Origin of the sequence: Ezakiella coagulans (assembly GCF_003096635.1) — a bacterium.
GTDB lineage: Bacteria > Bacillota > Clostridia > Tissierellales > Peptoniphilaceae > Ezakiella > Ezakiella coagulans.
The window spans coordinates 1-15,098 of the sequence record NZ_QEKV01000016.1 but is presented as its reverse complement, the minus strand read 5'-3'; the positions used below and the strand labels follow the sequence as shown (position 1 = coordinate 15,098).

The following is a 15,098-nucleotide window of genomic DNA, read 5'->3' as shown; positions in this document are numbered from 1 at the left end:
GCATACAAAAATAAAAACATTAAAAAGAATAAGCTACGGCTTTAGAAACTTCGATAGTTTTAGGAATAGAATATTTTTGATGTGTAAATAGAAAAGAATATGTAACAGCGGCGGCGAAAACCCCTAGGGGTTTTGTTTGCCATGCAAAAAATCCGAGAAATTGAACAGAGTTATTTTTAGTAGTTATGTTTTACTGATAATGTGTATTTTTAAATGAAAGAGAGGCTTGTTTTTATGCAAGCCTCCCCCATTGTTGACAAAGAGCCTTTTTATTTTATACTAAATAAAATAAAATACATCAAAACAAGTAAAAGACTTGAAGTTTTAGGCCTAATAAGTGTATAATAATATTATATGTAAGGAGTTAAAATGAAATTCAAAATAAAAAAATTGCTTAGCAGTCCACCAAAAACTTTGGCTCTTGGATTTTTAATGTTAATATTGATTGGAACTATACTTCTTTCGCTCCCGATTTCTATGAGAGAGAAGTCATCAAATATTGTTTTAGATGCTTTTTTCACTAGCACTTCGGCTGTGTGCGTAACTGGACTTATAGTTCAAAATACGGCATCTCATTGGACGGCATTTGGAAAGGCTGTCATTCTGATGCTAATACAAGTTGGTGGCATCGGCTTCATGACTGTTGCAACATCTTTTTTTATCTTTTCCGGTAAAAGGGTTTCTTTAAGAGAAAGACTCATAATCAAAGAACAGTTCAACTCAAATCAAAGAAGTGGAATAGTAAGACTTTCAAATAGAGTTATAAAATATACAGTTATTATAGAAGTAGCGGGTGCGATTTTATTATCACTATATTTCGTACCAAAGTTTGGAATTAGAAACGGAATAATATATTCAATATTTCACTCTATTTCTGCATTTTGCAATGCAGGATTCGATATTTTAGGAAATTCGTTGATTGGATACAATGAAGCTCCTATTGTAATTTATACATTGTCATTTCTTGTTATTCTTGGGGGAATAGGATTTTCAGTTTTAAGAGAAGTTTATGAAATAAGAAAATTCAAAAAGTTCTCACTTCATACAAAACTTGTATTACAATCTACCGGAGTTTTGCTATTTATAGGATTTGTTTTATTCATATTGCTCGAGTTTAATAATGGCGCGACAATAAAGAATTTAAGCTGGTTTGGGAAAATAAATGCTACATGGTTTCAAGCTGTAGTTCCAAGAACTGCAGGTTTTCAATCGGTGAACTATTCTCTAGTAAAAGACTCAACACTTTTGGTAACAATAATTTTGATGTTTATAGGGGCAAGTCCTGGAGGAACCGGTGGCGGAGTAAAGACAACGACAATAGCTGTCATAGTTGCATCTGTTATAAGTGTTGTTAAAGGTAGCGATGATACAGAAATATTTGATAGGCGGATAGAAAACAATATAATAAAAAAGGCACTTGCAATTTTTACAGTTGCACTTCTTTTGGTTTTGATCGCATCATTTACAATAACAGTGTTGCAACCGAATATAAGATTTATTGATGTTCTATTTGAGGTTACAAGTGCATTTGGAACGGTTGGCTTAGGTGTTGGTGTTTCAGATCATTTGCATGTTGTAGGAAAATTGATTTTATGTTTTATAATGTATGTGGGAAGATTAGGTCCCCTTACACTTTTGTATACAATAAACATAAAGCAAAAACATAAATCAATTAGGCTTGCCCAAGATGATGTAATTGTAGGTTAGGAGGAATTATGAGTTCGTTTTGTGTTATAGGATTAGGCAGATTTGGTTTGAATGTTTCTAAAGAATTAATTCAAATGGGTCATGAGGTTATGGTTATTGATAAAAGCAAACAAGCTCTTATGCAGTTGAGCGATATTGCAACGTATGCAATTGAGGCTGATGTTCTTACGGAAGGTGCACTTAGTGAAGTGGGAATTGGAAATTTTGACTGCGTTATTATAGCAACAGCTGTTGAACCTCAAGCTGCAATTATGTCTACAATGATTGCTAAGGAAGCAGGAGTTCCGCTTGTTATAGCAAAGGCTTCGAGTGATCTTCACGCAAGGGTTTTAAAAAGAGTCGGTGCTGATAGAATTATATTTCCTGAAAAAGAAACAGCAATAAGACTTGCCCATCTTCTTGATAATAGAGGAATAGTTGACTTTATCCCTCTTGGAAACGATATAACAATTGTAGAAATGGTGCCACTTTCAGCATGGGTTGATAAAAAACTTAAAGAATTGGATTTGAGGCAAAAATACCACATTTCAATTGTAGCTATAAAAAAGGGAAGCGAAGTTAATGCTGTTCCGCATGCGGATAGTAAAATTTCTGCAGGTGACACGCTTATTGTTATTGGTAAGTCGTCTGATATAGAAAATATAAAATGATCACATCAAAGCAAAACAAGAAATTAAAAGAACTTAATAAGATAATAGATCAAAAGTGCTCCGACAATTCGTTATATGCACTTGAAGGGTTTACAATTTTTGAAGAAGCAATTCGAGAAAATGTTGAAATAGTTGATGTTTATGTGTCAGAAAGTGCAGAAAATGAGTTTAGAAGTAGATACAATCAGTTATACACAACTGTAAAAGATGATATTCTACGATCGCTTTCAAAGACCAAAACGGGTAAAGATATAATATTTGTTGTAAAAAAACCAAGTAAAATCAATATAAAAGAAATTAACGATGAGTTAGTTTTACTGCTTGATTTTTTGCAGGATCCCGGAAATTTGGGCACTATTATTCGTACAGCTGATGCTTTTGGGATAAAGAACATATTAACTGTAAACAATTGCGTTAATGTTTATAATGAAAAGGTATTAAGGTCAACAATGGGCTCTATATTTAGGGTGAATGTAACCTCAATTGAGCTTGATGATTTAAGGAGTTTAATAGAAAGAGGATATAAACTGATTTCTACCTCGCCTAATGGTGAAAAGATTGCAAAGTTTAAATTTAAAACAATTTTGGCACTTGGTAACGAGGCAAATGGAATCAGTGAAGAAGTTTTTAGAGAAAGTTTTAAAAGAGTTAAAATTCCGATGAAAGGGAAGACAGAAAGTTTAAATGTTGCGATTGCAGCCGGAATTTCAATTTATATAATGACGGAGGAATAAGGATGTTAGAAGAATTAGAAAAGTTAAGGTCTGATCTTTCAAAAGAAATTGATAAGGTTTCAAGTCTTGAAGTATTAGAAGAACTTAGGGTAAAGTATCTTGGCAAAAAAGGATATCTGACTACGATACTTAAAAACATGGGAAGCCTAAGTGCTGAAGAGCGCCCTAAAATGGGGAAACTCGCAAATGAAATTAGAGACAATTTGAATGATACTATAAATTCATTTGGAGAAAGGTTGAAGCAAGAAGCAATAAACAAAAGAATAAGTAATGAATACTTGGATATAACAATTCCAATGAAGGATGTTGAAGTAGGACATCTTCATCCGTTAAAGGAAACAATCAGACAGCTCGAAGAGTTATTTTTAGATATGGGATTTAAGGTTTTGGATGGACCTGAAATTGAAACTGTTGAAAACAATTTCAATTTGTTAAATACTCCAGCTGATCACCCTTCAAGAGATATGACGGATACGTTTTATTTTGACCCGGTACATCTTTTAAGGTCTCAAACATCTCCCGTTCAAATTAGAGCTATGAAAAAGTATGGTGCACCGATTAAGATGATATCTGCAGGAAGAACGTTTAGAAATGACGAAGTAGATGACACACATAGTCCGATGTTTCACCAAATTGAAGGTCTTGTGGTTGACAAAGACATAAGTGTTGCAAATCTTAAAAGTACAATCGATACTGTTTTGATTGCACTTTTCGGAGAAAAATTAGACACCAGATACAGACCACATTACTTCCCGTTTACTGAACCAAGTTTGGAAGTTGATGTTACATGTACAAAATGTCATGGCGTTGGTTGCGACAGTTGTAATCATACAGGCTGGAGCATGGAACTGTTAGGATGCGGAATGGTACATCCGAATGTTCTAAGAAATTGTGGAATCGATCCTGAAGTATATCAAGGATTTGCTTTCGGAATGGGAATAGACAGACTTACTATGGTTAAGCATGGTGTTAATAATCTGCGTTTGCTTTTTGATAATGACAAAAAGTTTTTGGAACAATTTTAGGAGGAAGTTATGTTACTATCGTTAAATTGGCTAAAAGATTATATAAAAGTAGATGAAAATCCCACAAAGATTGCAGCTATGCTTTCTGAAACAGGTACACATGCTGAAAGTGTTATTGAATTCAAAGGTCGCGTAAAAGGCGTTAAGACGGCAAAAATTTTGTCGGTTAAAAAGCACGAAAATGCTGATAAACTATCCGTTTGTGATGTTGATTTCGGTGATAGAAAAGATGTTATAGTTACAGCGGCAAAAAATATGAATGAAGGCGACATTGTTGGAGTTGCAACTCCGGGTTCTATTCTAGCTGACGGAACAAAAATAGAACCTCATGATTTTAGGGGAATTATCAGTAATGGTATGTTTGTTTCGTACGAAGAGATTGGATTCACGAAAGATTTCATATCAAAGGAAGATCAACAAGGCATTTTGATTTTACCAAGCGACACAAAGCTTGGAATTGATTTAACTGAAGCTATTAATCTTGATGGTATCGTTGAATTTGAAATAACACCTAACAGACCTGACTGCTTAAGTGTTTTTGGACTTGCCCTTGAAAGTGCGGCAACATTTGATTCTGATTTTAAAGAGATGGAGCTTTTTAATGGAGATTTACCTAAGTCGGAAATTGATGCGTCAGTTGAAACAGAAAAGGTCGGCGCATATGAATTAGCTGTTGTTAAAAATGTTGAAATTAAGGAAAGTCCTGTTTGGATTAGAACGAGACTGATGGAATCCGGTGTAAGACCTATTAATAATATTATTGATATTACTAATTATGTTATGCTCGAAACTGGAATACCTATGCATGCTTTTGATTTAGATAAATTAAATGATAAAAATATAAAAGTCAGAGAAGCTAAAAAAGATGAATCTATTGTTCTTTTGGATGGAAAAGAGGTAAAGACTGAAGAAGGAGATATTCTTATAACATCAAAAGATGAGCCGGTTGCATTGGCCGGTATTATGGGACTTGATAATTCAAAAGTCACATCCGAAACAAAAAATATAGTTTTGGAAGGGGCAAACTTTGACCATATTCAAATAAGAAAGACCGGTAAACGTCTTGATATAAATAGCGAAGCGAGAACAAGGTTCCAAAAGAAACTCGACCCGACGATGGCAAGAACTGCGATTTTAAGGGCATTATATCTTTTAAAAACTTTAGGCTTCGAAGAATTTGAATTTTCAGAAGTAGTTAAAGGCAAAAAAGAAGAAAAAGTCATAAAGACTAGACCTCAAAGGATTAATAGTCTCATTGGAAAAGAAATAGATGTTGACTTTGCAATTAAAAAATTGAATCGCTTGAAGGTTAACTCCAGGTTTGAAAATGGTTTGATTGTTTCTGAAATTCCTGGATTTAGACCGGACTTAAATATTGAAGCAGACATCATAGAGGAAATTGGAAGACTTTACTGCTACAAAAATGTAGAATCAGTTCCTATTAAAACAGAACTAACTGTTGGATATGAATCGGAATTAAAGTCATTTACAAATAAAATAAGGAAGCAACTGAAGTACAGTTCATATTTCGAAACACTGACATATTCATTTATAGGTCCAAAACTCTTATCAAAAATTGACTACAAAGACGAAGATTCATTTATAAAAATTTTAAATCCGCTTGGTGAAGAATTCTCGGTTATGAGACCGACAATGAATGCTCACTTCCTCGAAGTAGCTGAAAAGAATTTTAAGAGATCAAACGGCACTTTAAAGATCTTTGAAGTTGGTCACGTTTTCAGAAAAGGAGAAAGCGGTGAATATGATCAGTTGACGAATTTAAATATCTTGCATATGGGATTTGGAGATTTCTACGATTTAAGAAATACCGTTGTGCAAATTTTAGATTCGTGTGGAATTTCAGATTACAAATTTGTAAGGAGTTCAAGTGAATTTTATCATCCGGGTAGAAGTGCTGAAGTATTTATAGGTGAAGAATCTATTGGTAATTTCGGTCAAGTTCACCCTAATGTAGCGGCAAATTTTGATTTAAAAGAAGTTTATGTTGCGGAACTCTCTGTGGATAAATTACTCAAATATATAAAGAAATCATTTATTTACGTACCGAAGAGTAAATTCCAGGAAGTTAGAAAAGAAATCTCTTTTGTTGTTGAAGACAAAGTTTTGTATGGAGATATTAAGGAAACAATTTTAAATTTAAATTCTCCTATTTTAAGAAGCGTATATTATTACGATGTGTATAAAGATGAACTCTTAAGAAATAAAAAATCTATAACAGTCGGACTTGTTATAGGTGCCGAAGATAGAACTTTAAAAGACAGTGAAATAAAGTCATTGATGGAAGAGGCAATAGAAGCTGTAAAAAAAGAATTTGGAGCCGAATTAAGGTAAGGTGATATTTTGAAAAAGACAAAGGTTGAAATCTATGGTAGAAAATACACAGTAAATAGCGAGTATGACGAAAGATATATCGACCATTTATGCGGCTATGTAAATGGCAAAATCAGAGAATTGGTTTTGAAGAACCAACGTTTAGATTATGCTGATGCATGTGCACTTTGTCTTATGAATGTTGCAGATGATTATGTATCGGAGCAAAAAGCAAAGTCACATGCATTGACTGAGAACGAGCAGCTTTCGAAAAGTTATAAAGAACTTCATGAAAGATTAAAAAAGGCAGAATTAGCCGTTAATGAACTTTCTAAGAAAAATAATAAACTCGAGGATGAAGTAAGAAGAAAAGATAATGAAATTGTTAAGCTGAAACTTTCACTCGAAAAGACTTATGGTGGAAATTCTAGTGAAAGTTCGGAGAAAGACAGTACAGAAACAAAGTAAAAGAAAGATGATGGATATTGAATAAGACAGAAATTTTAAGTCCGGCAGGCGGCATAGAAGAATTTTATGCCGCCATAAACTGTGGTGCAGATGCAGTATATACCGGATTAAAATCATATAGTGCGAGGAAGAATGCAAAAAATTTAGATATTGGCGAATTAAGAGAGATCGTTTCATATGCTCATTTGATTGGTAAAAAAGTTTATATAACTTTGAATACAATGCTATTCAATGAGGAGATTGAGAACTTGATCTCTATTTTGCCTGAAATTTTTTCTTGCAATCCTGATGGAATAATTGTTCAAGATATCGGACTTTTTTCTGTATTAAAAAATTATTCTAAAGGTGTTGAACTTCACGCGTCCACTCAAATGACGGCGGATAATTTTTATGCTGTAAAAAATCTTAAAGATTTTGGTTTTGATAGAGTTGTCGTAGCAAGAGAAATGTCAATAGATGAAATTTCTAATATAAAAGAAGAACTGAAAGTTGATATTGAAGCATTTGTTCATGGCGCACTTTGCGTTTGCTATTCGGGCGAATGCTATTTTAGTTCTACAATAGGAGAGAGGTCCGCAAATCGCGGAGATTGTGCTCAACCTTGTAGAAAACGATATAATTTAATTTTAGATGATAAGCCTATCGGTAAAAACGGTTTTTATCTTTCAATGAAAGATTTAAATACATCGTCAAATATTGAAGATATAGCAAAATATGTTGACAGCTTGAAAATTGAAGGGCGAATGAAAAACAAAGAATATGTGGCGACGGTTACAAATTTTTATTATAAAAAGCTTCATGGAGAAATGACTACAGTTTCTCAAGAAAAAGAACTTGCATATGCGTTCAGTAGAGGTTTTACAAAAGGATTTATATTGGATGAGGATAAACAATCCATGATTAATTCTGTTTCTCCAAAACATATTGGTTCTATTATTGGCAAGGTTATTGATTCGAAGAACAATAAGTCATATATAAAATTAGATAGCCCTTTATACAAAGACGATGGAATTACTTTTATTGATAAAAATGGAAAGTCGGATGGTGAAAAAATAACGCGTTTCTTGCAAGATGGCACAATTTTAGAGATTAATAAAGCACTCTTAATTGGAGAAAATGTGTATCGAAATTATTCTTCAAAGATTTATGATAAGAATAAGAATATATCAGAAATGAGGAAACTTCCAATTGATATGTCTGTATACTCAAAAATTGGAGAACCGCTGAAACTAAAAATCGCTTATCAGAATAGAAGTGTTGAGGTTGCGTCAGATTTTATCGTAGAAAAGTCAAATTCATGTCCTGACAGTAGAGGTATAATTAAAAAACAACTAGATAGAATTGGAGATACATTTTTTTATCTTGATAAATTTGAATTTTTTGGAGATAGAGATATCTTTGTTCCTAAATCTATTTTAAATGAAATGAGAAGAGAAGGGGTTTCGAAAATACTTGAAGAAAATCAAGCAGAATTTAAATTCATAGACATTAAAAAAACTTTTAAAAAGAATAAAAAGAGAGAGCCTAAAATCTCTCTTTTAGTAGATTCCGCTGTGTCTGAGTGTGTTTTAAAAGATGTTTTTGAAATAAGATTAGATTTTGATAATCCAAATTTAGAAAAACTTTTTAATTTATATAGAGATAAAGATTTTGAACCATGTCTTGTCACACCATCAATTCTTACTAAGAAAGAAGTTTTAGAAATAAAAGATTTAATAAAACAATTGTCGGTAAAAAAAGTTATAGTGAATAATTTTGCACTTATGGATTTGGATTGTGATATAGTTGTGGGGAGTTCTCTTAATGTGGCAAACACATATGCTGTAGATTTTTATAAATCAAAAGGAATAAAAGAATTTATTCCGTCAAGGGAGATGACAACAACTGAAATCGATTCCGCATTTAGCGATACAATTTTAAGATTGCCATATTATATGAATACAGTGTCTATGATTACAAAAACAATTGGCAAAGATGTGATAGATGAAATTAATAGAGGTAAAAATGTTAAGATTGAAGATGCAAAGAACGAAAGGTTTCCGGTAAAGTACATTCGTGGGAAATATTATATATATAATAGCAAACCAATGTTTATGGCAAGAACAATAGACAGGATAGATGCTGATATAATAGAAATTACTTATGATGAAAACTACAATCAAATAATAGATTTTCTTAAAGGGTCTATTGAAAATGTAGATTTTTCCTATACTACAGGACACTACAACAGAGGGGTTGCAAGATGAGAGAGAAAACTTTGAAGATTTTAGAATTTGATAAAGTTTTAAATTTAATACAGGAATATGCTGGTTCAAGAATCGGTAAAGAAAGAGTTTTAAATTTAAAGCCGTCTACCTCTATTTTGAAAATTAAATATGCTCATAAAAAGCTAAGTGATGCATTGGAGGTCGGAGGAGAATTTGGATATCCTGAATTTTCAACGCTTGAAGATATTAGAGGGGAAATTCATAAAGCGATGATAGGTGGAATACTATCAATTTCTACTCTATATGATTGTAAGAATTTGATTGAACTTTCAGGTGAGATAAAAAATTTCTATAAAGATGCAGATTTGAATAACTCCATAACTGAAATGGTTGACATTCTATATACGAATGAGGCATTGTTTAAAGAACTTGATCAGGCAATTTATGATAGAGAAACTCTTTCTGACAATGGATCGAAGAAGTTGAAGTCACTTATAAGAAAAAAAACATCTTTAAACGACGATATAAATGCCAAGCTCAAGGAGTTTGTAACGTCAAGTGTAAATTCTAAATATTTACAGGATGCAATTGTCACTCTCAGGGAGGGAAGATATGTAATACCTGTAAAAAGGGAATATAAGAACTTTGTAAAAGGTATTGTTCACGACGTTTCAGGAAGTGGCGGCACATATTTTATTGAGCCTCAAAAAATAGTCAACATGAACAACGAAATAAGAGTTGTTGAGAATGAAATAAATGAAGAAAAACTTAGAATTATAAAGGATTTATCAAAGAAGGTAGGTGCTGAGTCCGAATTTTTAAAATATAATATTGAAATTTTGGCGGAACTTGACTTCATTTTTGCAAAGGCAAAATTTGGAAAGGAGAATGGTTATTCTAATCCAATATTTAATGATGATTTTAATATAAAACTAAGGAATGTTTTTCATCCTCTTATAGACAGTGAAAAAGTTGTAAAAACTGATGTGGACATTGATTCAGGTACGAAGGCTTTAATCATCACGGGACCTAATACAGGTGGAAAAACAGTTATAATAAAAACTGTTGGAATAATATCTCTTCTTGCACAGTCCGGATGTATGATACCGGCAGATGAAAGTTCAACAATTCCGATTTTCAAAGAGATCTTTACGGATATAGGGGATGAACAGTCAATTGAGCAATCATTGTCAACTTTCTCTTCTCATATGATTAATATCGTTGACATACTTAAACAAGAACCTGATGAAGCTTTATATTTATTTGATGAATTAGGTGCGGGCACTGACCCGACTGAAGGTGCTGCTCTTGCAATGAGTATAATTGACATATTAAAAGAAAATAAAATAAAGTTGGTAGCATCAACACACTATGCAGAATTAAAAGTTTATGCTCTAAATACGCCACATGTTTTAAATGGTAGCATGCAATTTAATATTGAATCTTTAAGGCCGACCTATAAATTGGTTCTTGGCATACCAGGGAAAAGTAATGCTTTTGAAATCTCTAAAAAACTAGGACTTGATGACTTATATATAAATAAAGCAAAATCTTTTGTAGATGACACAACGTTGCAATTTGAATCAGTTCTTGAAGAGATTGAAGCTACACGTGAGAAAATTTCGGGTTATAAAGAAGAGCATGAAGCATTATTAAGCGATGCAGAAAAAATCAGAAAAAGAGCTGATGAGTATTACAATAAAGAAAAAGAAAAAGCTGACAAGCTCTATGAAAAAGCCAGGAAAGAATCAAAAGAAATTTATGATAAGGCAAAAGCTGATTATGAAGATATCATTAAGGATGCAAATAAAATTATAAACAACATTGACAAATCAAGTGCTAGAAAAATTCAGGAAACGAGGGACAAGCTTAGAGAAAATATTAATAAGTTATCTGAGGATAAAACTAAAAAGAGAGTAAAAAAAGTTAAAAAAGACGAATTGATTCCAGGCCAAAGTGTACGTATTGTTTCTCTTGATCAGATAGGTGAGATTATAACTTTGCCAAATGAAAATGGCGATTTGCAAGTTCAAGTTGGAATTTTGAAGGTTAATTCAAATATTAATGATATCGAACTTACAGAAAATGCAACCCAAAAAAATATTGAGAGAAAGAAATATAGAATTGAAAAGTCGAAATATATCAAGCCGGAAATCGATCTCCGCGGAGTCGATTCGGAAGAACTTTATGATAAACTCGATAAATATATTGACGATGCTTTTATTGCAGGATTAAAAGAGATAACTATAGTTCATGGGAAAGGCACAGGTATTCTAAGAAAAGCTACGGAAGAACTATTGAAGAAAAACTCTCATGTTGAAAGTTTTAGGCTTGGAAAAGTCGGAGAAGGAGACACTGGAGTTACGGTTGTTAATTTAAAATAAGGAGGATTTATGAATTACAAAGAAAAATTAATTAAAATTTTACAAAAAGAGATAGATTTACCGGAGACTGAATTAGATAGACTTATTGAAATTCCATCGGATTCGACACTTGGGGACTTTGCTCTTCCATGTTTTGCTTTTGCAAAAACTTTAAGAAAAGCACCACAAATGATATCTCAAGAATTGCAATCAAAACTGGACGTAAAACCATATTTTGAAAAAGTTGAAGCAGTTGGACCATATTTAAATTTTTTCATTTCAAAGGCCTCTCTTTTACAATCGCTTAAAGAAAAAGTTGAAATCGAAAAAGAAGAATTCGGTAAAAGCGATATAGGTCAAAACAGGAACGTTGTCATTGACTACAGTTCAACAAATATTGCAAAACCTTTTCATATAGGTCATATAAGAAGTACGCTTATTGGAAATGCCATTTATAGAATTGCGAACAGGCTTGGATATAATGCTGTAGGAGTAAACCATTTAGGTGACTATGGTACACAATTTGGGATGCTTATTGCTGCATATAAAAAATGGGGTAACAAGGAAGAAATTGAAAAAAATCCGATTGATGAATTTCTGAAATTATATGTAAGAATGAATAAAGAAATCGAAGAAGATCCGGAAAAACGCGAAGAAGCCCACTATTGGTTTAAAAAGTTGGAAGAAGAAGACGCAGAAGCTCAAAAAATTTGGAAATGGATGAGAGATTTAAGCTTATGTGAATTCAATAAAGTTTATGATAGGTTAAAAATAAAATTCGATTCGTATAATGGTGAAGCTTTCTATCAGGATAAAATTGGGGATGTCGTAAAAGAACTTGCAGAAAAAAATCTTTTAACAGAGTCGGACGGATGTGAAATTATTGATTTGGAAAAATATAATCTTACACCGTTAATAATTACAAAATCAAATGGGACATCAACATATGCAACAAGAGATATTGCAGCAGCAGAATATAGAAAGAAAACGTATGATTTTTATAAAAATATTTATGTTGTTGCAACCGAGCAAAATCTTCATTTCAAACAATTGTTCAAAACTTTGGAATTGATGGGATATGAATGGGCAAAGGATTGCGTTCATGTAGGCTTTGGAATGGTTAGTGTTGAAGATGGAGCTCTTTCTACAAGAAAAGGAAAGGTTTTATATCTTGAAGATGTTTTAAATAAAGCTGAAGAAAAGACTCTTGAAATTATAAAAGAAAGAAATCCAGAACTTGAAAATAAAGAAGAAATCGCATCAAAAGTCGGCATCGGAGCAATCAAGTTTCAAGAATTATACAATCAAAGAATCAAAGACTATGTTTTCAATTGGGATAAGACTCTATCATTTGAAGGAGAAACCGGACCATATGTTCAATACACATATGCAAGAGCTAACAGCGTAATAGAAAAGTCAGGAATAACACCTAAGATTTCAGACTTAAAAGAAGAGTTAATGAACGAACAGGAACTTCAACTTTTCAAAAAAATATATCAAATTCCGGATGTTATAAAAGATGCGTTTGAAAAGTATGAGCCGTATTTAATTTCTAGAAAATTGATGGATGTTGTAAAGGATTTCAACAGATACTATTACAACAATCAAATAATAAGTGACGACATTGAGCTAACAAAGCACAGAATAGGAATTGCATATTTAATTAAAACTGTAATTAAATCACAACTTTCACTCCTAGGAATAGAAACTGTGGAGAAGATGTAATGAAGGACACCGTTATAGTTGCAAAAAGAGCCTTTATTGATACAACAAAAACCGTTATGAGCGGCGGTTGGACTTTTATTCCTGCTTATATTGCACTGAGTCTACTGTTTTCTCTTATAAATTCGAGTCTTGGAATTTTATCGATGTTTGGAGGATTTCTCGCATATATAGTATTGGTTTTGGAAAAAAGTGTATATGCAAGAGCGCTTAATGATTTGACTTTAACGGACAAGATTTCATACAGGAATTTTTCATATAATTTTGGAAACTACTTCTATAATATTATGAACACATATTTTATTATTTATATAGTAAAATTCGTTGTGAATCTTTTCGTATACAACCTTATAAATCTTAACAGTGAAATCTTGCACTACTCGACTTTAGCGTTATTTATCACTGAGAACATTATATTCTCGCCGATTTTTGAAACAACATATGTTGAAAATATAGGCGGAGTTTCAGCTTTTAGAAGAACTATAGATTTTATGAAGGAAAACTGGTTTCCGTGGCTTATATTAAATATTCCATATTTGATGATGCTATATGTAGAAACAATTTTTTCCTCGAAAACTATAGGAATGAATATAGTGTTAAAAGTTTTAATGTATATTGTGCCTCCTCTATATTTGATTTTTAGAGGAAAACTTTACTATTTACTTGCAAATAGCAACAAAAGAAAAAGGAAGTTTATGAATGAATACTATAAAACAAATTAAAGAAGAATATAATAAATTTTTTGAAGAAATAGTATTTATAGAACTTAGAACAAATGACGAAGCATTTGACTTTATCGATAAGAACACAGTTGTTCCGGTATATATTCCAACATTAGTAAAAGACAAAGAATCACAAAGTATAAATATATCTATGAGTGATGTAGTGTTTGGAATAGGTCTTCTATCATATGAAAAAACAACAAAAAGTCTATTGGAGTTTTTGGAAAGCTGTTTAAAAAAATCAAAAAATTTTATCAATCATATAGAATATAAAAAAGAAATAGATCCGTTAGCGAACTATTTTTATTTAAACGGACTTAATAAAATGCTTCATGAAATTGATGCAGATGAAGAAATAATATGTGAAAACTTGAGACTTTTAAGTATAAGTGAGAGATTCATATTAGAAAATTATGAAATTGAAAATGTGGATGAGATTCTAAAGGAATATAGAAAACACTTAAGTTATCTATATGAAAAAACCAAAGATGGAAAATACATCTATTATCTAGGCAAAAGCTATGAAGCGGATGGAGATACATTGCGGGCCAGGCTCTTATACACAAAGGGGCTTGAAGAGTCAAATAAAAATAGTGATGATTGGGAAGAAGTAAAAGACGTAATCGATAATGCATATAAAACAATTTTTGATAAGTCTGAGATGGAAAGAGCGGCATACCTATTAAGTTACAATAAGTATGAAGAGGCAATTGAGATTATCGACAAGTTACCTGAATCTATAGATAGAACAAAACTGAAAATCAATGCTCTATATAATATGGGAGAGAATGAACAAATTATAAAAGAAATTGATAGATTCGAAGAAATTTACGGTATCGATATGGAACTTGAAGAAATAAAAAAATTAATTTAAAAAAAGCATAAAAACACTTGACAAGCTTTTTTATTTATGCTAAGATATAAAAGTTGTCTGGAGAGACAAAAAGCACTTTAAAAAGTTTTTAAAAAAATTATAAAAAAACATTAAAAAAGTGTTGACAAGGTTAAATCGATATGATATAATAACTATTGTCAGCTCGAGAGAGCGAAGAACCTAAAAAATGAAATAATGTAAAAAGTAGACAAGAATCTAACTACAAAGTTAATTCAAAAGTGGAAGCAAAAACCACTAAAAAAAGCAAATAATAAAGAGCTTGGCTCAAACTTTC

The 15,098-nt window shown here is 31.9% G+C and carries 12 protein-coding genes; all 12 read left to right on the top strand.

Going from position 1 to position 15,098, the window contains the following annotated elements; all coding sequences use genetic code 11:
* Positions 1–10: 10 nt before the first annotated feature.
* The 12 genes from C7381_RS08900 to C7381_RS08310 all read left to right on the top strand — a co-directional run bounded on the left by C7381_RS08900 (position 11) and on the right by C7381_RS08310 (position 14,803).
* Positions 11–91 carry a hypothetical protein gene (locus C7381_RS08900; protein ID WP_425433148.1) on the top strand — a complete coding sequence of 27 codons (81 nt, stop codon included), beginning with the start codon at positions 11–13 and terminating at the stop codon, positions 89–91.
* A gap of 278 nt (positions 92–369) precedes the next feature.
* Positions 370–1,707, top strand: coding sequence for a TrkH family potassium uptake protein (locus C7381_RS08360; RefSeq protein WP_034545744.1), 1,338 nt, complete (start codon positions 370–372; stop codon positions 1,705–1,707).
* 8 nt (positions 1,708–1,715) lie between these two features.
* Complete coding sequence (locus C7381_RS08355) at positions 1,716–2,357, top strand: potassium channel family protein (RefSeq protein ID WP_034545742.1); 642 nt, start codon at positions 1,716–1,718, stop codon at positions 2,355–2,357.
* Positions 2,354–3,091 (top strand): TrmH family RNA methyltransferase, encoded by a 738-nt coding sequence (locus C7381_RS08350; protein ID WP_116480609.1) that lies wholly within the window; start codon positions 2,354–2,356, stop codon positions 3,089–3,091. The genes C7381_RS08355 and C7381_RS08350 overlap by 4 nt, the downstream gene beginning before the upstream one ends.
* Before the next feature lie 2 nt (positions 3,092–3,093).
* Positions 3,094–4,116, top strand: coding sequence for a phenylalanine--tRNA ligase subunit alpha (gene pheS, locus C7381_RS08345; RefSeq protein WP_034545739.1), 1,023 nt, complete (start codon positions 3,094–3,096; stop codon positions 4,114–4,116).
* Between the two features lie 9 nt (positions 4,117–4,125).
* Entirely contained in the window at positions 4,126–6,468 is a 2,343-nt protein-coding gene (pheT, locus tag C7381_RS08340; protein WP_116480608.1) for a phenylalanine--tRNA ligase subunit beta, read from the top strand.
* Between the two features lie 9 nt (positions 6,469–6,477).
* Positions 6,478–6,915, top strand: coding sequence for a cell division protein ZapA (locus tag C7381_RS08335; protein ID WP_165803646.1), 438 nt, complete (start codon positions 6,478–6,480; stop codon positions 6,913–6,915).
* 17 nt (positions 6,916–6,932) lie between these two features.
* Complete coding sequence (locus C7381_RS08330; RefSeq protein WP_116480606.1) at positions 6,933–9,161, top strand: U32 family peptidase; 2,229 nt, start codon at positions 6,933–6,935, stop codon at positions 9,159–9,161.
* Positions 9,158–11,506 carry an endonuclease MutS2 gene (locus C7381_RS08325; protein WP_116480605.1) on the top strand — a complete coding sequence of 783 codons (2,349 nt, stop codon included), beginning with the start codon at positions 9,158–9,160 and terminating at the stop codon, positions 11,504–11,506. Before C7381_RS08330 ends, C7381_RS08325 begins: the two co-directional genes overlap by 4 nt.
* A 9-nt stretch (positions 11,507–11,515) precedes the next feature.
* Entirely contained in the window at positions 11,516–13,210 is a 1,695-nt protein-coding gene (argS, locus tag C7381_RS08320) for an arginine--tRNA ligase (RefSeq protein ID WP_116480604.1), read from the top strand.
* Positions 13,210–13,929 (top strand): hypothetical protein, encoded by a 720-nt coding sequence (locus C7381_RS08315; protein ID WP_116480603.1) that lies wholly within the window; start codon positions 13,210–13,212, stop codon positions 13,927–13,929. Before argS ends, C7381_RS08315 begins: the two co-directional genes overlap by 1 nt.
* Positions 13,907–14,803 carry a hypothetical protein gene (locus tag C7381_RS08310; protein WP_116480602.1) on the top strand — a complete coding sequence of 299 codons (897 nt, stop codon included), beginning with the start codon at positions 13,907–13,909 and terminating at the stop codon, positions 14,801–14,803. The genes C7381_RS08315 and C7381_RS08310 overlap by 23 nt, the downstream gene beginning before the upstream one ends.
* Positions 14,804–15,098 lie beyond the last annotated feature (295 nt).